This window comes from Pseudomonas sp. GL-B-26, from assembly GCF_019947405.1.
Taxonomy (GTDB): domain Bacteria; phylum Pseudomonadota; class Gammaproteobacteria; order Pseudomonadales; family Pseudomonadaceae; genus Aquipseudomonas.
Window position 1 is genome coordinate 34643 of sequence record NZ_JAGYGJ010000045.1, and the last position, 19930, is coordinate 54572.

The following is a 19930-nucleotide window of genomic DNA, read 5'->3' on the forward strand; positions in this document are numbered from 1 at the left end:
ATTAGCCGGCAGTAGGAAAGACTGACAGAGGAAGACATCGCATGAGCCAAAATAAAACACTTACCACCGCCAGTGGCGCTCCTGTCGCTGATAACCAGAATTCCCGTTCCGCCGGCCCTCGTGGCCCGCTGCTGCTCGACGACTTTCACCTGATCGAGAAGCTTGCCCATTTCAACCGTGAAAACATCCCTGAGCGCCGCGTACACGCCAAAGGTTCGGGTGCTTACGGTACGTTCACCGTAACTCGGGACATCACCGAGTACACAAGCGCCAAACTGTTTGAGTCTATCGGCAAGCAAACCCCAACCTTCCTGCGGTTTTCCACCGTTGGCGGTGAGCGTGGTTCGGCCGACACCGAGCGCGATCCACGTGGTTTCGCCCTGAAGTTCTACACCGAAGAAGGTAACTGGGACATCGTCGGCAACAACACGCCAGTGTTCTTTATCCGCGATCCTTTGAAATTCCCGGACTTTATTCACACCCAGAAACGTCTGCCACAAAGCAACCTGAAAAGCGCGCAAATGATGTGGGACTTCTGGTCGCACTCACCTGAGGCGTTGCACCAGGTCACCATTTTGTTCTCGGACCGTGGCATCCCCGATGGCTACCGTCACATGCACGGCTTCGGCAGTCACACCTACAGCCTGATCAACACCAATGGCGAGCGTCACTGGGTGAAATGGCACTACAAGACCAAGCAAGGGATTAAAAACCTGGCGCCAGCAGAAGCGGCACGCCTGGCCGGTACCGATCCGGATTACGCGCAGCGTGATCTGTTCGGCGCGATTGAGCGCGGTGATTTCCCGAAATGGCGCGTGTGCATCCAGATCATGACCGAGGCTCAGGCCGCAGCGCACTACGAAAACCCGTTTGATGTGACCAAAACCTGGTCGCAGAAAGAGTTTCCGCTGATCGAAGTGGGCGAGCTGGAGCTTAACCGCAACCCGCAGAACTATTTCGCTGAAGTCGAGCAAGCGGCGTTCGGGCCGAGCAACATGGTCCCGGGTGTCGGTTTGTCGCCTGATCGCATGCTGCAGGGTCGAGTGTTCGCTTACGCCGATGCGCACCGCTACCGCATTGGCACCAACCACCAGCAATTGCCGGTGAACGCGCCTCGCAGCCCGGTAAACAGCTATCAGCGCGACGGTTCGATGGCGTTTGGCAGCAATGGCGGAGCGACACCTAACTACGAGCCGAACAGCTACGTCGAATCGCCGAAGCAAGCGCCTCGTTATGCAGAGCCGCCATTGGCGCTAAGTGGTTCGGCTGATCGCTACGATCACCGCGAGGATACCGACTACTACAGCCATGCTGGTGCGTTGTTCCGTTTGATGAGCGATGAGCAGAAAGCGCTGTTGGTCGGCAACATTGCCGGCGCAATGACCGGAGTTTCCAGCGATGTAGTTGACCGCCAATTGCAGCATTTCTACAAAGCCGATCCGGCGTATGGAGAAGCAATCGCAAAGCTGCTCAACGTACAGCTTAACGAAGTCTAAACGAGAAGCAGAACCGCCCTCATTAGGGCGGTTTTTGCGTTATTTAAACCACTTATCTCAGAATATCTTCGCTTTTATCGCGCAAGCAGAGTGACCAAACAGTCTGCTTGGTTCAAACTACAGACTTTCAAGCAGGGAGATGTAGGGCGATGCAAGGCCACCCAGACGTAATCGATTACCTCAACACGTTACTGACCGGCGAGCTGGCGGCGCGTGATCAATATTTCGTCCATTCGCGGATGTATGAGGACTGGGGTTTCACCAAGCTCTACGAACGTATCAACCACGAGATGGAAGAAGAGGCCGGGCACGCTGATGCCCTGATGCGCCGAATTCTGATGCTCGAAGGTACGCCGCGCATGCGTCCGGACGACCTTGATGTTGGCACCACTGTGCCGGACATGCTCGCCGCTGACCTGCGACTGGAATACAAAGTCCGCGCCGCGCTCTGCAAGGGCATCAAGCTCTGCGAGCAGCACAAGGACTATGTCAGCCGCGAGATGCTGCGGGTTCAATTGCATGACACCGAAGAAGACCACACCTACTGGCTTGAAAAGCAGATGGGTCTGATCAAGCTGATCGGTCTGGAAAATTACCTGCAATCGCACGCCTGATTCCACCGGATACAAAAAAGCCCCTGTCACCGAGAAAGTGACAGGGGCTTTTTCATGGCCGTGATTCAGGCCTTGTCGCGAGCCAGCAGCGGCTTGAGGTAGAAGCCGGTGTGAGATTGCTTCATCTCTGACACTTCTTCCGGCGTACCGACGGCGATGATCTGGCCGCCCTTGGAACCGCCTTCCGGCCCGAGGTCCACCAGCCAGTCGGCTGTTTTGATTACATCAAGGTTGTGTTCGATCACCACCACGGTATTGCCGTGGTCGCGCAATCGATGCAGTACGTCGAGCAGCTGCTGAATGTCCGCGAAGTGCAAGCCGGTCGTCGGCTCATCGAGGATATACAGCGTCTTGCCGGTGTCGCGCTTGGACAGTTCACGGGACAGCTTCACCCGTTGGGCTTCACCACCCGACAGCGTGGTCGCTGACTGCCCGAGCTTGATGTACGACAGGCCGACATCCATCAGCGTCTGAAGCTTGCGCGCCAGGGCCGGAACCGCGTCGAAGAACACCCGCGCTTCTTCGATCGTCATCTCGAGGGTTTCGTGGATGCTCTTGCCCTTGTACTTGATCTCCAGAGTCTCGCGGTTGTAGCGCTTGCTCTTGCAGACGTCGCACGGGACATAGATGTCCGGCAGGAAGTGCATCTCTACCTTGATCAGGCCATCACCCTGACACGCTTCGCAACGTCCGCCCTTCACGTTGAAGGAGAAGCGCCCAGGACCATAACCGCGGGAGCGGGACTCCGGCACACCGGCGAACAGTTCGCGAATCGGTGTGAACAATCCGGTGTAGGTCGCAGGGTTGGAGCGTGGTGTTCGACCGATCGGGCTCTGGTCGATGTCGACAACCTTATCCAGATGCTCCAGACCTTTGATGCTGTCGTGAGCGGCCGCTTCGAGCGTCGTCGCACCGTTCAATGCCGTAGCGCTAAGCGGGAACAAGGTGTTGTTGATCAGCGTCGACTTGCCCGAGCCGGACACGCCGGTCACGCAGGTCAGCAGGCCGATCGGAATGTCCAGATCGACATCGCGCAAGTTGTTGCCACGAGCGCCCTTGAGGGACAGCGACAACTTCTTGTTGCGCGGTGTGCGTTTGGCCGGGACTGCAATCTTCACCCGGCCCGACAAGTACTTGCCGGTCAACGAATCTGGATGAGCCATGACTTCGGCGGGCGTACCTTCGGCGACAATGTGTCCGCCGTGTACACCTGCGCCCGGACCGATATCCACCACATAGTCAGCCAGGCGAATCGCATCTTCGTCGTGCTCGACCACAATCACCGTATTACCGATGTCCCGCAAGTGCTTGAGCGTACCGAGCAATCGATCATTGTCCCGTTGGTGCAAACCAATCGACGGTTCGTCGAGGATGTACAGAACGCCCACCAGTCCAGCGCCGATCTGGCTGGCCAGACGGATACGCTGCGCTTCACCACCGGACAACGTGTCCGCACTGCGATCCAGCGACAAATAGTCCAGGCCAACGTTGACCAGGAACTGCAGTCGCTCGCGAATTTCCTTGAGAATCTTGTCGGCAATTTCGCCACGGCGGCCGGTGAGTTTCAGCACGCCGAAATATTCACAGGCATCGCCAATCGGCAGATTGGTCACCGCCGGCAGCGTCTTCTCGCCAACCCACACATGCCGCGCCTCACGACGCAGGCGAGTACCACGGCAATCCGGGCAAGGCTGGGTGCTGAGGAACTTGGCCAGCTCTTCACGCACCGAGGCGGACTCGGTTTCACGGTAGCGACGGTCCAGATTCGGCACGATGCCTTCGAACGGGTGCGAACGTTTGACGATGTCGCCGCGGTCGTTCAGGTATTTGAAGTCTACGTTTTGCGACCCGCTGCCGTGCAGGATGAACTTCTGCTGATCGGCCGTCAGTTCGTTGAATGGCACTTCCAGGCTGAACTTGTAGTGTGAAGCCAACGAGCCGAGCATCTGGAAATAATAGACATTTCGCCGGTCCCAGCCACGAATCGCGCCTTCCGCGAGCGTCAGTTCACCATTGACCAATCGCTTGATGTCGAAGAACTGCTTAACACCCAGGCCATCGCACGTCGGGCAAGCGCCGGCCGGGTTGTTGAAGGAGAACAGCTTGGGTTCCAGCTCGCTGATGGCATGGCCGCAGATCGGGCAGGCGAAGCGCGCGGAGAAGATGATTTCTTCGCCGGGCTCGTCGTCCATAGGCGCTACCAGGGCGATGCCGTCCGCGAGCTTCAAAGCGGTCTCGAACGATTCGGCCAAACGCTGTTGCAGGTCGGCGCGCACCTTGAAGCGGTCGACCACCACATCGATGGAGTGCTTCTTCTGCTTGTCCAGCTTAGGCAACTCGTCCAGCTCGCAGAGCCGGCCGTTGACCCGGGCCCGCACAAAGCCTTGGGCGCGCAGTTCTTCGAAGACTGAAAGGTGTTCGCCTTTACGCTCGCGGATGACCGGGGCCAGCAGCATAAGCTTGCTGCCCTCCGGTTGGGCGAGGACCAGGTCGACCATCTGGCTGACGGTCTGGGCTTCCAGCGGAATATCGTGATCCGGGCAACGCGGAATACCCACGCGAGCGTAAAGCAGGCGCAGATAGTCGTAGATTTCGGTGATGGTGCCGACCGTCGAACGCGGGTTGTGCGAGGTCGATTTCTGCTCGATGGAAATGGCTGGCGACAAACCTTCGATGGTGTCGACGTCAGGCTTTTCCATCATCGACAAAAATTGCCGCGCGTAGGCCGACAGCGATTCGACGTAGCGGCGCTGGCCTTCGGCGTACAGCGTGTCGAATGCCAGGGATGATTTTCCGGAGCCGGACAGGCCGGTGATGACAATCAGTTTGTCCCTGGGCAGGGTCAGGTCGATGTTCTTCAGGTTGTGGGTTCGGGCCCCACGAATCAGGATCTTGTCCAAAGTGGCCTCGCTCGGCGGGCGTCGAAAACGTAGGAGTATACGGCCAAATACTGGATGGATGCACACTATCGAATGAGCGGGTTGCAGCCTTACATGAAGAGTCTGTCAGCAGAGCGCGTCAAAGCGTCGCGATATACCCCGTCAATCGATGGGACTGGTAGAATCGCCGCCGGTTCACATGAGGTTTTTCCATGCACGATCCCCACAGCGAACGCATGAGTGGCAGTGAGACCCGCGCAGCAAGCGGTCTGGCCCTGGTGTTCGCCTTCCGTATGCTTGGCATGTTCATGGTGTTGCCGGTACTGGCGACCTATGGGATGGATCTGGCAGGAGCGACCCCGGCCCTCATCGGGCTGGCGATTGGCGCTTACGGCCTGACCCAGGCGATCTTTCAAATTCCCTTCGGCTTTATTTCCGACCGGATCGGTCGTCGTCCGGTGATTTACCTGGGGCTGATCGTCTTCGCCCTCGGTAGCGTGCTGGCGGCCAATGCCGACTCGATCTGGGGCGTGATTGCCGGACGAATCCTGCAAGGCGCCGGGGCGATTTCCGCGGCGGTGATGGCGTTGCTGTCAGACCTGACCCGCGAACAGCATCGGACCAAAGCCATGGCCATGATCGGCATGACGATCGGTCTGTCGTTCGCTGTCGCGATGGTTGTAGGACCGTTGCTGACCCGCGCCTTTGGCCTGTCCGGGTTGTTCCTCGCCACGGGTGGCATGGCGCTGTTCGGCATCGTGATCGTGATGTTCATGGTGCCTCGCTCAACTGGACCGTTGCAGCACCGCGAATCCGGCGTTGCGCGCCAGGCGCTGATCCCGACGCTCAAGCATCCAGACCTGCTGCGTCTGGACCTGGGCATTTTTGTGTTGCACGCGATGTTGATGTCGAGCTTCGTTGCATTGCCGCTGGCGCTGGTCGAAAAAGCCGGGTTGCCTAAAGAGCAGCACTGGTGGGTCTACCTCACTGCGCTGCTGATTTCCTTCTTCGCCATGATCCCGTTCATTATCTACGGCGAGAAGAAACGCAAAATGAAACGAGTTTTACTCGGCGCCGTCGCGACGCTGATGCTCACTGAGCTATTCTTCTGGCAGTTCGGCGATAGCTTGCGGGCTCTGGTGATCGGGACGGTGGTGTTCTTCACTGCGTTCAATCTGCTGGAAGCTTCGTTGCCATCGCTGATCAGCAAGGTTTCACCAGCAGGCGGCAAAGGCACGGCGATGGGGGTTTATTCCACCAGTCAGTTCCTCGGTTCGGCACTGGGCGGGATCCTCGGCGGCTGGTTGTTCCAGCATGGCGGTCTGTCGGTTGTGTTCCTTGGATGCGCCGGTCTGGCTGCCCTCTGGCTGGCCTTTGCTGTTACCATGCGCGAACCACCCTACGTGACGAGCCTGCGCTTGCCGTTGTCGCCCGAGGCGATCCGCGAAGCGGGTCTGGTCGAGCGCCTGAAGGCCGTCGTAGGGGTAACAGATGCGGTGATCGTTGCTGATGAAGCGGCGATTTACATCAAATTGGACACAGAACTATTGGATCGCACCACCCTTGAGCGCCTGGTGAACAACCCGGCCGGGGCAGCGTGCGTAGCCTAGGAGAACGTTATGGCCCGTGGGGTTAACAAAGTCATATTGGTCGGCACTTGCGGCCAGGATCCCGAAGTTCGCTACTTGCCTAACGGTAACGCCGTGACCAACCTGAGTCTGGCGACCAGCGAACAGTGGACCGACAAGCAAACCGGTCAGAAGGTCGAGAAAACCGAATGGCACCGTGTGTCGATGTTCGGCAAAGTTGCCGAGATCGCCGGCGAGTACCTGCGTAAAGGTTCGCAGGTCTACATCGAAGGCAAGCTGCAGACCCGCGAGTGGGAAAAAGACGGTATCAAGCGTTACACCACTGAAATCGTGGTCGACATGCAAGGCACCATGCAACTGCTGGGCGGCCGTCCACAGCAGGGCGACCAACAAGGCGGGGGCAATAACTACCAGCAGTCCGCCCCGGCCCCACGCCAACAGGCTCCGCGTCCACAGCAGTCGGCAGCACCGCAACAGTCGCGTCCGGCTCCACAGCAGCAGGCCGCTCCGCAACCGGCTCCGGATTTCGACAGCTTTGATGACGATATCCCGTTCTAAAAAGCAGCTATCCAGTCAGTAACAAAAAAAGCGAAGCCATCTGGCTTCGCTTTTTTGTTGGCGCTATTAACTGGATAACGCGGTCACATTGGCCCGTGCCGAGTGCAGTTTCTTGTAGCTATCGATCAGGCGCAGGTGTCTATCGAGCCCTTCCAGTTTGATGCTGGTCGGCGTCAAACCATGGAAGCGCACGCTGCCATCGACCGAGCCGATCACTGCATCCATTCGTTCGTTGCCAAACATCCGGCGGAAATTGGCCTCGTAGTCTTCCAGTTCCAGGTCTTCGTCCAGCTTCATCTCCAGCACCGCGTTGACGGCCTGGTAGAACAAGCCGCGCTCAACCGTGTTGTCGTTGTACTGCAGGAACATCTCCACTGCCTCTTTCGCCTCTTCAAATTGCTGCAAGGCGAGATAAATCAGCAGCTTCAACTCCAGGATCGTCAGCTGACCCCAGGCCGTATTGTCGTCAAATTCGATGCCGATCAGGGAGGTGATGTCGGTGTAGTCATCCAGCTCACTTTCCACCAGGCGCTCAACCAGCGCTTGCAGTTCGTCGTCGTCCAGGCGATGCAGGTTCAGGATATCGGCGCGGAAGAAAAGCGCTTTGTTGGTGTTATCCCAGATCAGGTCGTCCACGGGATAGATTTCCGAATAGTCCGGCACCAGGATGCGGCATGCCGTCGCGCCGATATGCTCGTAGACTGCCATGTACACTTCCTTGCCCATGCCTTCGAGAATGCCGAACAAGGTCGCGGCTTCTTCGGCATTCGAGTTTTCACCCTGGCCGGAGAAGTCCCACTCCACGAATTCGTAATCGGACTTGGAGCTGAAGAAGCGCCACGACACCACGCCGCTGGAATCGATGAAGTGCTCGACGAAGTTATTCGGCTCGGTCACCGCATGGCCTTCAAACGTCGGCTGGGGCAAGTCGTTGAGGCCTTCGAAGCTGCGGCCCTGGAGCAGTTCGGTCAGGCTGCGCTCCAGCGCCACTTCCAGGCTCGGGTGCGCGCCGAACGAGGCGAACACACCGCCGGTACGCGGGTTCATCAACGTGACGCACATCACCGGGAATTCACCGCCCAGGGATGCATCCTTCACCAATACGGGGAACCCTTGCTCTTCCAGCGCCTGAATACCGGCCAGGATCCCGGGGTACTTCGCCAGCACATCGGCGGGCACATCCGGCAGTGCAAATTCACCTTCGATGATTTCGCGTTTTACCGCACGCTCGAAGATCTCCGACAGGCATTGCACCTGGGCTTCGGCCAGCGTGTTGCCGGCACTCATGCCGTTGCTCAGGAACAGGTTTTCAATCAGGTTGGACGGGAAATACACCACTTCGCCGTCCGACTGGCGCACGTATGGCAGCGAGCAGATGCCGCGCTCTTCATTGCCCGAGTTGGTGTCGATCAGGTGGGAGCCACGCAACTCGCCGTCGCGGTTGTAAATCTTCAGGCAGTACGCGTCGAGGATTTCGGCCGGCAGTTCATCTTTACGGCCAGGCTTGAACCAGCGTTCGTCCGGGTAATGCACAAACGGCGCGTTGGCGATCTCTTCGCCCCAGAACTGATCGTTGTAGAAGAAGTTGCAGTTGAGTCGCTCGATAAACTCGCCCAACGCCGACGCCAGCGCGCCTTCCTTGGTCGTACCCTTGCCGTTGGTAAAGCACATCGGCGAGTGCGCATCGCGGATATGCAGCGACCACACATTGGGCACGATATTGCGCCACGAAGCGATTTCAATCTTCATGCCCAGGTCAGCCAGAATGGCCGACATATTGGCGATGGTTTGCTCCAGCGGCAGGTCCTTGCCCGCGATATAGGTGTGCGCCTCTGAATTAGAAGCGGGCATCAACAACGCCTGGGCATCGGCGTCGAGGTTTTCCACCTCTTCGATCACAAACTCAGGCCCGGCTTGCACCACTTTTTTCACGGTACACCGGTCGATGGAACGCAGGATGCCCTGGCGGTCCTTGTCGGAGATGTCCGCTGGTAGCTCGACCTGGATCTTGAAAATCTGGTTGTAGCGGTTTTCCGGATCAACAATGTTGTTCTGCGACAGGCGAATGTTTTCGGTGGGAATACTGCGAGTGTCGCAGTACAGCTTCACGAAATAAGCCGCACACAACGCCGACGAAGCCAGGAAGTAGTCGAACGGACCCGGTGCCGAGCCATCGCCCTTGTAGCGGATAGGTTGATCGGCCACCACCGTGAAGTCGTCGAACTTGGCTTCAAGTCGAAGGTTGTCGAGAAAGTTGACCTTGATTTCCATGGGGGGATTACCAGAATAACGGGCTAGACGATTTGGCCGCCATTATCCGGTATTTCAGCCGTAAGTCTTGCGGGCATCGTACTTATGTCCACACCGGCGATGGATGGATCAGTCGAGTATCAGGTGCGGCAAAAACCGGCTCGAATCCTTGGTGATCAAACTGTTGTCTTCCCGCACGCCGATCCCTGCTGCCTGGTCGCCGATCACCCAAGAGCCAATCAGCGTAAAGCTGTCGCCAAACTTCGGCAGCGGGGCGAGCTCCTGAAGGATAAAAGGTGCGTCGGTGTAGGGGCCGTCCTCTTTCACGATCAGACCGTCAGCAGTTTGCAGTTCGATGTTGGCGCCTTCTCGAGAAAAAAACGGTTTGCGCACCCAACCTTTGGGTACCGCTTTGCCCGGGTCGGTATCCAGGTGCGCCGCGAGCAGATTCGGGTGACCTTTGTTGAACTCCCACAGCAGCGGCAGGATGCCCTTGTTGGAGATGATCGATTTCCAGGCCGGCTCGAAAAATTGCGTATCGCTCTGGGCAATCGCTGCGCCGAACGGTTCGTGGAAGATGAACTCCCAGGCGTGCAGTTTGAACAGGTGAGGAATCCAGCGATCTTCCAGATCGACGAAGCGTCCGTCAGTGGTGAGGCCGATGTCTTCGATGTCGATGTGGCGTGATTCTATTCCGACTTTTTCGGCAATCAGGCGCAGGTAATCGGTGGTGCCCTTGTCCTCGACCGAGTCTTTCATCGAGGCGAAATAGAACGGCTGTGTGAGCTGCAGTTGAGCGAAGGCCTGATGCAGTCTGGTGTCGATGCTATTGAACTGGTCGGCGTGCTTGGGCAGCAGGCCACGTTCGATGCATTGTTCCAGCCAGCCCCATTGGAACGCGGCGGCCTCATAGAGGCTGGTCGGCGTGTCGTAGTTGAGCTCCAGCAACTTGGCCGGCCCGGTGCCGTTGTAAGAGAAATCCATCCGACCATACAGGTGCGGATGGCCTTCGAGCCATGAAGTGCGAACCAGGTCGAAAAACGGCTCGGGAATGCTCAGTCGCTCCAGCAATTCCTCGCTCTGCACCACGCGAGCCACCAGGTCCATGCACATGTCATGAAGCCCGGTGGTCGGGTCTTCCAGATCGTTTTCGATTTGCTTGAGCGTGAATTGGTAATACGCGCTCTCGTCCCAATAGGGTTCGTCGTCGATGGTATGGAACAGAAAGCCGAGACTTTCGGCGGTCTGTTTCCAGTCATGACGCTCTGCGCAGAGGATTTTCTTCATGGCTCTGTTCCCTTAGCTGCTCGAACCGCCAGAACTCTTGCTCGATCCACCCCAGCCACTGCGTGCGCTGGCTTGGCTGCCGAAGCCGCCACGGGAGGTGGACGATGCAACGGACACCGGCTTGCTGCGGGTGATGTTGTCGGTGTAACTGCTACTACCGTAGCGTGCCTGGTTGGACCTGTTGAAGGTCGAGCCTGACGAGACCCGTTGGCTGAGTGTCGAGGACGAATAGCTGCCGCGATCATCGCGATAGCGGTAGACCGGTTCGGAGTAGTAACTGTTGCGGTTGTTGCTGAGCATGTTGCCGATCAGGAGTCCCGTCAGCAGGCTACTGCCGGAGAAGCCCGAGCCTGCGGCGTTCGCTTCCGACGCGGGCAGTTTGGCCTTGGCCGCGTCCACTTCGGCTTGCGTGACCTCGCCATCGGCGCTCAGCTCGAAACCGCCGAGCTTGGGGATGAATTTGCCGGCGGAATCCTGCTGGCACCAGTCGGCAACGAAGTCGGCGTCGCAATCGGCCTTGTTGTCATACACCGGCGCAATGCTTCGATGCTGAGTCATGGCCTTCATGTAGGCATCAGAACAGATATCGACCGGGAGCTTTTCATCGGCGCACTGCTGAACGGACTGAAAGTTGTACTTTTTGTGTATCTCGTAGGTTTCTTCCGTCGCCCCGCAGCCAGAGATCGCCATTGCGACCGATGCGGCCAGTGAGAGCTGAACGTACTTGCTTCGTTTCATCGGAATCTCCGTGGCGCAATCAGTTCGGGGAAGGGGTCATGCACGCGGCGTTCAGCATGCCGACGCTAATGGCCACTGCCGCGATATAGATACCCGCGGCGATTTCACCCTTTTTAATGCGTTCAGAGGCGCCTTTAAGCACCAGGCTGGTCACCAGGAAAGCCAGCAGTTGTACGAAAGCGGCGATCACTGCCCAGACGACGAAGTCCAGAATGCTGATCGAGTAGGCAATCACATTGCTGGCTGGAATGGCGAAACCGATGATGGCGCCCCCCAGTGCGATTGAGGCCGCAACGTTGCCAGAGCGGATCAGTTCGAACTCTTTGTGCGGGGTGATTCGGGTGTAGATGAATTGAAACAGCGCGAACAATACGGCGGCACCGAGGATGTACGAAACAAACCCGAGCACGGCGGCTTTGTTCAGGGAGATGGAGAGCGCTTCAAGCATGGACTTCTTCCTTGTTTAAAAAGTGTTCAGGTCAGTGGTGTACAGCGAAATGCCCAGCGAAGTGCTCAAGCTGATGGTGCCTTCGGCGTCTTCTTCGACGGAAAACAGCAGGAATTCACGGCGATCGGTCAGGCCGGTTTCGCGGGCGTACAGCATCGAACGGTGCTCGATGCGGTAGGACTCATTCGGATTGCTCAGGCGTTCGCTCAACGCCACCAGTTCCGTCTGGCCTGCCTCGGTGCCCCATTCGCGGGTGTACTCGACACCGTTGTGGTTGTAGGTCGGCAGCCCGATCAGGCTCTGAGGGCCGGCCAGTCGGCGCAACTCCGCTTCACTGTTGATGGTGACGTAACTGAGGTAATTGAACAGGATCACCGACTCGACCTGTCCGGCGATGTCGCCGGTGGTGTGCACTTGCAGCCAGTAGTCTTCGTCGTTCATGTAATAGCGTGACAGCCAGGTCGACTGCCCGAGATCAACAGTGCCAGCGCTCCAGATCTGTTGGGCGCCAGGGATTACCACTGTGGTGTTACCGTCGAGCAACAACTTCAGCGTGGTGTCGAACATCACCTCTTTACCCAATGCCAGGCCCAGCGGACCGATGGCGGGCAGGGTTTCGTTGGCTGTCCATTTCGATTCCGTATTCGCTTTCGGGGCCTCAAGCCCCATCAACTGTTTAAACCATCCCATTGGTGATTTCCTTGAGGCGAGTGGAGGCGATGTAGAAGAGTTCGCCGCCCTCAACACGAGTGGCGCCGGGCGGGTTGATCGAAGGCTGTCGGGCGCCTTTGGCGCGGTAACCGATAAGGGTCGCGTTGTGATGCTCTTTCATCTGTGCATACAAATCGCCGAATGTTGCTTCAAAAGCCTCGGGCAGTTTCATCAGGTACTGGGTGGCGCCTTGACCCACGCACAGCAATTCATTAATGACTACTGACGAGCCCGGATCCTGAGAGGCGCGCACCAACATCTCGATGGCCATGCTTGAGGTGCACTCCAGACTGGGCGCGTAGGCGCTGGCGAGCGCGGCGATTTCACTGTCATTGAAGTGGGCGACCACATGCCCGACAGGGCTCAGTTGATTGATCGCCAGCACGGTGGCCAGGGACAGATCGTCTGAATGGGTTCTCACCAGGACGCGCTCGGCACCGGGAACGCCGGCACGCAGCAAAAGTGCGGCAGAGGACAGACTTTCGCCTTTGATAAAATCTGCTTTGCCCGGCATGGGGTTTTCTTCGAGGTCGCAATCGCAAATAACGATCAAGTTGTCATTGGACGTTTCGTCCTGCAGCAGTAATTCAATGACTCGCTCGCTGGACGCACCTTCCCAGCCGATGAGAACGGTGTGACCGACCTTGCCGGTGAAATCACCTTTGCCCTTCATGCTTTTTCTCCATACATCAATGACGCTGCTGGTGGTTTTGCCGATGGCTGCCGTCAGCAGCGCAATGCCCCCGAGCATGACCCAGGTAGCCACGAAAACCCGTCCCGCCGAGGTTTGGGGCGCAAGATCGCCGTAACCGACCGTCAGCGTGGTGGTGAGGTAGAAATAGGTAAATGTGGCGGGGGCGGTGAGGTGTTGTTCGCCCAGAAGCACCAGGCCGAGCCAGGCCGTACACAGGTGGATGCCCAAGGCAATCGCCAGTCCCGCCCAGCCGAAACGGTGGAAGAAGGACGAGGCATATACGCGTAATAAAAGAAAAATAGACATGACGTCCCTGTCTCCGTGGGATGACTCGTTCCTGGCAATGCGCAGGCCTGAACCCCTGAGCGTTCAATTGCCTTTACCGGGCGGCATTAAACCTGTTGCCGGGCGCCGAGAGAAGTACCTTGGCTGCAATAAATCCGGCGAATGCACCGGCGATATGGCCTTCGAAGGAAACCCCCTGGCGCGGAAGGAAGCCAAACACCAGGCCGCCATATAGCAGGGCGACGACCGCGGCCGTGATCAAGTTACCCCAACTGTGCTGGAACCAGGCTCGCGACAGAATGTACGCCCACAGCCCGAACACCCATCCGCTGGCACCGATGTGCATCCCGGAAAACCCGAACAGCCAGACCAGCAAGCCGCCCAGACCAATGATGATCGCGCTCACGGCGATGAAGCGATTGAGCCCGTCGACAATGACCAACGTGCCGAGGATCAAAAAGGGAATCAGGTTGGCGCTCAGGTGTGCAAAGGACGCGTGCAAGAAAGGCGAGGTGATGATGCCGACCAGTCCCTGCAGTGTTCTCGGAACCAGGCCGAAGGCAGTAAGGCTGTAGCCGGTCGCAACATTGAGCAGTTGCAGCGCAACCATGAAGATGGCCACGCCTGCGATTGTCTTGAAACCCTTCAGGGCATCCATCCGTGACCTCGACTCGAAGGGCCGTGAATGCCCGTTACTTAAGCGCAACCCATGTGGGAGCGGGCTTGCTCGCGAAGGCAGTGTGTCAGGCAACATTGATGTCGACTGACACTCCCTCTTCGCGAGCAAGCCCGCTCCCACAGGTTCCGCAGCTCGGCATCAGGGCAAAGAATGCCCTTCCTGCTGCTGTGTTGCTTACTCAGCCGATTTTTTCTTCAGGCGTTCCAGAATCGCATTGGCGCTGCCTTCGTTCGGCGTAATGCCGGCTTCGCGCAGTTTGCGTTCCAGATCAGTGCCGGTCGATGCATCGGCCAGTTGATCCTGGGCTTCCAGTTCAGCGGCGCGTTGCTGCTGCTTGGCCTGCAGGCGGTTCAGTGTACCGACGGCGGTTTCCAGCTTGCCGTTGGCGCCGCCACTGGCGATCGAAGCGCTGACCTGGGCTTTCTGTACGCTTTCGCGGGCCTTGGCCATGTCCACTTGCTGACGCAGGCTTTTGATGCGGCTTTCGGCCTTGGTGATGTCTTTGCGCATGTTGTCCGCGTAACCGCCGAATTCGGTGGCCTGCTTTTGCTCGACATCAAGCTCATTGGTCAGGGTCGAAATGGCTTCGGCCACTTCCAGCGCCAAGTCTTCGCGGTTGGCCTGAATCGCGGCCATGGCCTTGGATTCGAGGTCCTTGATCTTGGCGTTGTACTCGGCCACACGATCAGCCGACAGCTTGTGCTTGGCCATGATGGTGACCAACTCACGCTTGGCATTGGCCAGGGCGCTGTCAGCGTCGCGGATTTCCTGGTCGAGGATGCGCAGGGCCTGTTGGTCGACGATCGATTCGCCGACTTCATTGGCACCGCCACGCAGCGCGGTGAACAATTTGCTCCAGATGGACTGAGTCATTGGATATTTCCTGTTCCCGAAAAATTAGATGAAGAAACGTTCAAAGGCTTCGCTGGCGCGCTGGACGTTGTCGACGAGGGTTTTGACCTCGGTCACGACGTTGGTCAGGCTGGAGTCGGAACTCAGTGCGCCGAACATGTTGTAAACGATCTGCCCGTTGGGCATGGACTCGATACCGATCGAGGACAGCGGGAACATTTCCCGGCTGCGCAGAACGGCATCGTTGAATGCCGGTACGTCGTTGATGGACTCGACATCAACCAGAACGGTATCCACGATGACCTGATCGCCAACCACGGCGATGTAAATCGGCAAGCCACCGAAATCGTTCATTTCCAGCTTGATGCTGGACTCGGAGCCTTGAACGAGGGAGAGGGTGATGTCGTTCGAAACCACTTCGTCGAGGGCCTGAAGGGCACTGTAGAGGCGATCGATGTTCCAGTTGTTACCTGCGCTCATGTAATTCTCCGACATGAATGAGCCAGCCAGGATCGGTTGGCGTAGCTGTTTCTCCATCTGCTTGAGCAGGCTTCGGTTTTCGGGAAGCACCCAAGTCTCGTGTTTCACATAACCGGCGGCACCCAGACCCGCGCGCATCTGCTTCATGTAGAAGCTCGACGGTTTTTTCGCGGACGGTTTCGAGCGCTCTCCCTTGCTGCTTGCGGTATCGGTATCAGGCTCGGCAGGCGGACCTGATGGAGAGCGGCTTTTCATACTGGTGACTCCGTTGTGAAATCTCACGCGTGAGAAACACTACAGTGATTTTTTACACCACTCAATAGCTCACGCGTGAGATTTTTAGCGACCGGAAACGCAAAGGCCCGCAACGCGAAAGCGCGGCGGGCCTTTTGTTTATCGAGTTGTTCAGGGGGCGTTAGCGGCTGGCCGCGAGAAATTCGTCGGTGGACACCACGCTGGCGTAGGCAAAACCCAGGGCCGACATGAAGGCGGCATGAACGTGGGCTGCCGGAACGGTGACGCCGTTGAACTCTAGATCACGGGTAGCGCAGGCGTCATGAATCACCGTGACGCTGTAGCCAAGATCGGCGGCGGCGCGGGTGATGCCGTCGACACACATGTGGCTCATGCTGCCAACGACAACCAGTTCCTTGATGCCTTGCTCGTCGAGGATTGACTGTAGTTCGGTTTCGCGGAACGAGTTGACGAAGTGTTTGAGCACGACCGGTTCGTCGGCGCGGTTGAGAACTTTAGGGTGCAGCTTTGCGCCCTCGGAGCCCGGAGTGAAAAAGGGCGCTTCGTCGGAGGTGAATTCGTGGCGGATGTGTACCACCGAATCACCCGCATCGCGGAAGGCTTTGAGCAGACGAACGGCATTGTCCGCCGCGGCATCGGCGCCGACCAGCGGCCACTTGCCTTGAGGGAAGTAGTCGTTTTGGATATCGACTACGATGAGTGCTTGCTTGGCCATGACTGTTTCCTCGAAGTGCTTGTTGGTGTGGAATGAAGTATTGGGTCTGGCAGGCCGTCCGAGGATTGGCCGCACCGACAATAGAAGGGGGAAAACTGACAATGGACGCAGAAAGGGCAATCGCCGAACTGGGCGTGCTGATCTATCCCGGTGCGCAGATGGCGGCGGTGCATGGATTGACGGACTTGTTCGGGGTGGCGAACCGGATTGCCGCCGAGCATCAGGCGGCGCAGTTGCCGTTGTTGCGGGTCAGCCATTGGCAGGTTGATGGCGATCAGGCGCCCAAGCGGGTCTACGACAGTCATCCCGCTGCGGACGGCGCGTTGGTGGCGGTGTTGATCCCGCCGTCGATTGCCGGTTTTTCCGAAGGCCAGGCACCGCAGGCGCTGTTTCGCTGGCTGCGTCAGCAACACGCCAATGGCGCGACACTCGGCGGGGTTTGCGTGGGGTCGATTCTGTTGGCCGAGAGCGGCCTGCTCGACGGCCGAAGCGCCACCACCCACTGGACCTCGGCCAAAACCTTCGCCGAGCGTTACCCGGCGATCAAGCTCAAGGCCGACACACCCATCGTTGACGACGGCGACCTGATCACCACTGCCGGGCTGATGGCCTGGTCCGAACTGGGCTTGCGTCTGGTCAACCGTCTACTGGGGCCGAGCATCGCCACCAGCACCGCGCGGTTTCTGGTGGTGGAACACAGCGACAGCGCGAGTGAATGCGGCAGCAACTTTTCACCGATACTCAGCCATGGCGATGCCTCGATTCTCAAGGTCCAGCATTGGCTGCAAAGCACCGGAGCGACCGATGTGTCGCTGGCAACGATGGCCGAGCGGGCAGGGCTGGAAGAACGCACGTTCCTGCGTCGATTTCGCGCCGCAACCGGGCTTAAACCCACCGAGTACTGCCAGCACCTGCGGGTCGGCAAGGCCCGGGAAATGCTCGAGTTCACCAACGGCACCATCGATCACATTGCCTGGACGGTGGGTTATCAGGATCCGAGTGCCTTTCGGGCGACGTTCAAGAAGATTACCGGGTTGGCGCCGAGTGATTACCGGACCCGGTTTGGGGTAACACCCTCAGCTGTGACTCGGTAGCCAGATCGCAACAGATCAAAATGTGGGAGCGGGCTTGCTCGCGAATACGGTGTGTCATTCAGCACTAATGTCGACTGAAAGATTGCATTCGCGAGCAAGCCCGCTCCCACATTGGATCTGTGTAAGCCTTCGGTCGTGCAAAATGCCGGGATCTTGAAGGCTGTCGTGCAGAATCAAACAGGCACGGTGCCATCATGTTTTTCGCAACTGGCTGATTTGAAAAACGTTTGTCTTCGGCCCCCCTTGGCCTGATCTCTGCACCCTTTCAACTACATTCAACAAGCGCAGATTGAAGGGGGACGCATGACCCCAGCAAATCGCAAGAAACTGGTGGTCGCCCATTCCGTGCGCCCCGAGGCTCCGTTGCACGAAGTGGAAACCAATCGTGCGCTGGCCCGTTGGCTGGCACAGATCCTGGGGCTTAAATACGGCGGCAGTTACGACCCGGAACTGCACAACGGTCGAGACCTGTATCTGTTGCCGACCCAGACGCTTGTGGGCGTCGCTGCCGCCCGGCAATTAGGCGTCAAGGGGCCGGAGGATTTGTGGGGCGGTTATGTCGATCATGATTTCATCTGCACCAAAGCCATCAGCCACGGATTACGCAACAAAGATGCTCACGCTCCGGAAGGTTGGTCACCGTTGTTTTCCGAACGCGTGCGCAGCGTGGTGCTCGACGGCCTCAGTGTTTTTTCCATGGATGATGCGCGTCCTGCGGCGGAGCATCTGCTCTACAGCGGCCCGATCCGCATCAAGCCGATTCATGCCTGCGCCGGACGCGGTCAGGAAGTGATCAAAAGTCTCGACCAGTTCGATGCCATCCTCGCCAGACCCGATGCCAAAACGTTGTTCACCGAAGGTGTGGTGCTGGAGCAGGACCTGGACCACGTGATCACCCACAGCGTCGGTCAGAGTTTTATCGGCGACACGGTGCTGAGTTATTGCGGTGATCAATACTTGACCGAAGACGGTCAGGGCGAGCAGGTTTATGGAGGGTCCAACCTGCTGGTAGTGCGGGGTCACTACGATGATCTGCTCGAACTGGAACTGCCGGACGATGTTCAGCTGGCGATCCGCCAGGCACAAGTGTTCGACCGTGCCGCGGATGAGGCTTATCCCGGTTTCTACGCTTCGCGGCGCAACTACGACATCGCCCAAGGCGTGGACAGTAATGGCAAACAGCGTAGCGGCGTGCTCGAGCAATCCTGGCGGATGGGCGGTGCCAGCAGCGCCGAAGTCGCCGCCTTGCAGAGCTTCGTCAACGACCCCGGGATGCGCGCGATTCGCGTGTCGTCGGTCGAGACCTACATCGACCAGCCGCTGCCGGCGGACGCCATCGAGGTGTATCGCGGGCCGGCGCAAAACAGTGACTTTCTCCTCAAGTACGTAACGGTTAAATCCTATGACGGCTAGAAGCGAAACCATTCAGATCGACATCGACGATGAACAGATGATCGGGACTTTTCTCAGTCCCAAATCGAAAGTTCCCGGCGTGCTCTTTGTGCACGGTTGGGGCGGCAGTCAGGAGCGAGACCTGGAACGGGCCAAAGGCATCGCCGGTCTGGGTTGCGTGTGCCTGACGTTCGACTTGCGCGGGCATACCGGCGGCAGGGGTATTGCGCTGAGTCGAGTGACGCGCGAAGACAACCTGCGCGACCTGCTGGCGGCGTATGACCGCTTGCTCGCGCACCCGGCGCTCGATACATCGGCGATTGCCGTGGTCGGCACCAGTTATGGCGGTTATCTGGCCTCGATCCTGACGTCATTGCGTCCGGTGCGCTGGCTGGCGCTACGGGTGCCGGCGCTGTATCGCGATGATCAATGGCACACGCCCAAACGTGACCTGGACAAGATCGATTTACGTGATTACCGCAGCACGTTAGTCCGCGCCGACAGCAATCGTGCGCTGCATGCCTGTTCGCAATTTACCGGGGACGTGCTGCTGGTCGAATCAGAGACTGACGACTATGTGCCTCACTCAACCATCATGAGTTACCGCGCTGCGTGTCAGCAGACTCACTCGCTGACCCACCGGATTATCGACGGCGCCGATCACGCCTTGAGCGAGCCTGTTTCGCAACAGGCGTACACCTCGATCCTGGTGGGCTGGATCACCGAGATGGTGGTGGGCGAGCGGTTGAGCATTATTCAGGCAACGTAAAAAGATCGCAGCCTGCGGTGTAGTGGTTCAGTTTTTTTGAACCGCTCTGTAGGAGCATTAAGCCGCTTGCTGCTCAAACAGCGCAGGCGGCAGGTGGTTCGAAGCGGAATGGCAACGGCGATGGTTGTAATGTGAGATGAAGCCC

General features: G+C 58.2%; 18 protein-coding genes. 7 read left to right on the forward strand and 11 right to left on the reverse strand.

Going from position 1 to position 19930, the window contains the following annotated elements; genetic code table 11:
* Positions 1-41: 41 nt before the first annotated feature.
* On the forward strand, positions 42-1496 hold the full coding sequence (locus KGB23_RS24005) for a catalase (RefSeq protein ID WP_223432831.1): 1455 nt from the start codon (positions 42-44) through the stop codon (positions 1494-1496).
* A gap of 149 nt (positions 1497-1645) precedes the next feature.
* The gene (bfr, locus tag KGB23_RS24010; RefSeq protein ID WP_007943775.1) at positions 1646-2110 is read left to right on the forward strand and encodes a bacterioferritin; all 465 of its coding nucleotides are present in this window, start codon (positions 1646-1648) and stop codon (positions 2108-2110) included.
* A 65-nt stretch (positions 2111-2175) separates the two neighbouring features.
* On the opposite strand, the gene uvrA is transcribed toward bfr, so the two are convergent.
* Positions 2176-5010, reverse strand: coding sequence for an excinuclease ABC subunit UvrA (uvrA, locus tag KGB23_RS24015; protein WP_033059462.1), 2835 nt, complete (start codon positions 5008-5010; stop codon positions 2176-2178).
* 191 nt (positions 5011-5201) lie between these two features.
* Here uvrA and KGB23_RS24020 point away from each other — a divergent pair, with 191 nt between their 5' ends.
* Both KGB23_RS24020 and KGB23_RS24025 read left to right on the forward strand, forming a co-directional pair.
* Positions 5202-6599, forward strand: coding sequence for an MFS transporter (locus KGB23_RS24020; RefSeq protein ID WP_223432832.1), 1398 nt, complete (start codon positions 5202-5204; stop codon positions 6597-6599).
* Between the two features lie 9 nt (positions 6600-6608).
* Complete coding sequence (locus KGB23_RS24025) at positions 6609-7136, forward strand: single-stranded DNA-binding protein (protein ID WP_056743429.1); 528 nt, start codon at positions 6609-6611, stop codon at positions 7134-7136.
* Between the two features lie 66 nt (positions 7137-7202).
* On the opposite strand, the gene KGB23_RS24030 is transcribed toward KGB23_RS24025, so the two are convergent.
* The 10 genes from KGB23_RS24030 to KGB23_RS24075 all read right to left on the reverse strand — a co-directional run bounded on the left by KGB23_RS24030 (position 7203) and on the right by KGB23_RS24075 (position 16530).
* Positions 7203-9407: an OsmC domain/YcaO domain-containing protein gene (locus KGB23_RS24030; protein WP_223432833.1), complete on the reverse strand. Its 2205-nt coding sequence runs from the start codon at positions 9405-9407 to the stop codon at positions 7203-7205.
* A gap of 108 nt (positions 9408-9515) precedes the next feature.
* A complete protein-coding gene (locus KGB23_RS24035) occupies positions 9516-10673 on the reverse strand; it encodes a glutathionylspermidine synthase family protein (protein ID WP_223432834.1) in 1158 nt (385 codons plus the stop codon).
* Between the two features lie 12 nt (positions 10674-10685).
* Complete coding sequence (locus KGB23_RS24040) at positions 10686-11411, reverse strand: DUF1190 domain-containing protein (RefSeq protein ID WP_223432835.1); 726 nt, start codon at positions 11409-11411, stop codon at positions 10686-10688.
* A gap of 19 nt (positions 11412-11430) precedes the next feature.
* Positions 11431-11859 carry a DUF350 domain-containing protein gene (locus KGB23_RS24045; protein WP_223432836.1) on the reverse strand — a complete coding sequence of 143 codons (429 nt, stop codon included), beginning with the start codon at positions 11857-11859 and terminating at the stop codon, positions 11431-11433.
* 15 nt (positions 11860-11874) lie between these two features.
* Positions 11875-12549, reverse strand: coding sequence for a DUF2491 family protein (locus KGB23_RS24050; protein WP_223432837.1), 675 nt, complete (start codon positions 12547-12549; stop codon positions 11875-11877).
* Entirely contained in the window at positions 12536-13570 is a 1035-nt protein-coding gene (locus tag KGB23_RS24055) for an ion channel (protein ID WP_223432838.1), read from the reverse strand. Before KGB23_RS24055 ends, KGB23_RS24050 begins: the two co-directional genes overlap by 14 nt.
* A gap of 73 nt (positions 13571-13643) precedes the next feature.
* On the reverse strand, positions 13644-14207 hold the full coding sequence (locus KGB23_RS24060; RefSeq protein ID WP_046047327.1) for a rhomboid family intramembrane serine protease: 564 nt from the start codon (positions 14205-14207) through the stop codon (positions 13644-13646).
* 195 nt (positions 14208-14402) lie between these two features.
* Positions 14403-15101 carry a PspA/IM30 family protein gene (locus tag KGB23_RS24065; RefSeq protein ID WP_095131456.1) on the reverse strand — a complete coding sequence of 233 codons (699 nt, stop codon included), beginning with the start codon at positions 15099-15101 and terminating at the stop codon, positions 14403-14405.
* 24 nt (positions 15102-15125) lie between these two features.
* Positions 15126-15815 carry a YjfI family protein gene (locus tag KGB23_RS24070; RefSeq protein WP_150658326.1) on the reverse strand — a complete coding sequence of 230 codons (690 nt, stop codon included), beginning with the start codon at positions 15813-15815 and terminating at the stop codon, positions 15126-15128.
* Between the two features lie 160 nt (positions 15816-15975).
* Complete coding sequence (locus KGB23_RS24075; RefSeq protein ID WP_223432839.1) at positions 15976-16530, reverse strand: cysteine hydrolase family protein; 555 nt, start codon at positions 16528-16530, stop codon at positions 15976-15978.
* A 101-nt stretch (positions 16531-16631) separates the two neighbouring features.
* Between KGB23_RS24075 and KGB23_RS24080 the strand changes: the two genes are divergently transcribed.
* The 3 genes from KGB23_RS24080 to KGB23_RS24090 all read left to right on the forward strand — a co-directional run bounded on the left by KGB23_RS24080 (position 16632) and on the right by KGB23_RS24090 (position 19785).
* On the forward strand, positions 16632-17624 hold the full coding sequence (locus KGB23_RS24080; RefSeq protein ID WP_223432840.1) for a GlxA family transcriptional regulator: 993 nt from the start codon (positions 16632-16634) through the stop codon (positions 17622-17624).
* Between the two features lie 303 nt (positions 17625-17927).
* Complete coding sequence (locus KGB23_RS24085; RefSeq protein WP_223432841.1) at positions 17928-19037, forward strand: DUF3182 family protein; 1110 nt, start codon at positions 17928-17930, stop codon at positions 19035-19037.
* The gene (locus KGB23_RS24090; protein ID WP_223432842.1) at positions 19027-19785 is read left to right on the forward strand and encodes an alpha/beta hydrolase family protein; all 759 of its coding nucleotides are present in this window, start codon (positions 19027-19029) and stop codon (positions 19783-19785) included. The genes KGB23_RS24085 and KGB23_RS24090 overlap by 11 nt, the downstream gene beginning before the upstream one ends.
* Positions 19786-19930: the final 145 nt, after the last annotated feature.

Bases quoted from the DNA above. Each gene is read 5' to 3' on its own strand.
- KGB23_RS24045 (WP_223432836.1), bottom strand. From the start codon at position 11,859: ATGCTTGAAGCGCTCTCCATCTCCCTGAACAAAGCCGCCGTGCTCGGG.
- KGB23_RS24070 (WP_150658326.1), bottom strand. From the start codon at position 15,815: ATGAAAAGCCGCTCTCCATCAGGTCCGCCTGCCGAGCCTGATACCGAT.
- KGB23_RS24030 (WP_223432833.1), bottom strand. From the start codon at position 9,407: ATGGAAATCAAGGTCAACTTTCTCGACAACCTTCGACTTGAAGCCAAG.
- KGB23_RS24040 (WP_223432835.1), bottom strand. From the start codon at position 11,411: ATGAAACGAAGCAAGTACGTTCAGCTCTCACTGGCCGCATCGGTCGCA.
- KGB23_RS24035 (WP_223432834.1), bottom strand. From the start codon at position 10,673: ATGAAGAAAATCCTCTGCGCAGAGCGTCATGACTGGAAACAGACCGCC.
- KGB23_RS24060 (WP_046047327.1), bottom strand. From the start codon at position 14,207: ATGGATGCCCTGAAGGGTTTCAAGACAATCGCAGGCGTGGCCATCTTC.
- KGB23_RS24085 (WP_223432841.1), top strand. From the start codon at position 17,928: ATGACCCCAGCAAATCGCAAGAAACTGGTGGTCGCCCATTCCGTGCGC.
- KGB23_RS24050 (WP_223432837.1), bottom strand. From the start codon at position 12,549: ATGGGATGGTTTAAACAGTTGATGGGGCTTGAGGCCCCGAAAGCGAAT.
- KGB23_RS24020 (WP_223432832.1), top strand. From the start codon at position 5,202: ATGCACGATCCCCACAGCGAACGCATGAGTGGCAGTGAGACCCGCGCA.
- KGB23_RS24005 (WP_223432831.1), top strand. From the start codon at position 42: ATGAGCCAAAATAAAACACTTACCACCGCCAGTGGCGCTCCTGTCGCT.
- bfr (WP_007943775.1), top strand. From the start codon at position 1,646: ATGCAAGGCCACCCAGACGTAATCGATTACCTCAACACGTTACTGACC.
- KGB23_RS24055 (WP_223432838.1), bottom strand. From the start codon at position 13,570: ATGTCTATTTTTCTTTTATTACGCGTATATGCCTCGTCCTTCTTCCAC.
- KGB23_RS24025 (WP_056743429.1), top strand. From the start codon at position 6,609: ATGGCCCGTGGGGTTAACAAAGTCATATTGGTCGGCACTTGCGGCCAG.
- KGB23_RS24075 (WP_223432839.1), bottom strand. From the start codon at position 16,530: ATGGCCAAGCAAGCACTCATCGTAGTCGATATCCAAAACGACTACTTC.
- KGB23_RS24090 (WP_223432842.1), top strand. From the start codon at position 19,027: ATGACGGCTAGAAGCGAAACCATTCAGATCGACATCGACGATGAACAG.
- KGB23_RS24065 (WP_095131456.1), bottom strand. From the start codon at position 15,101: ATGACTCAGTCCATCTGGAGCAAATTGTTCACCGCGCTGCGTGGCGGT.
- KGB23_RS24080 (WP_223432840.1), top strand. From the start codon at position 16,632: ATGGACGCAGAAAGGGCAATCGCCGAACTGGGCGTGCTGATCTATCCC.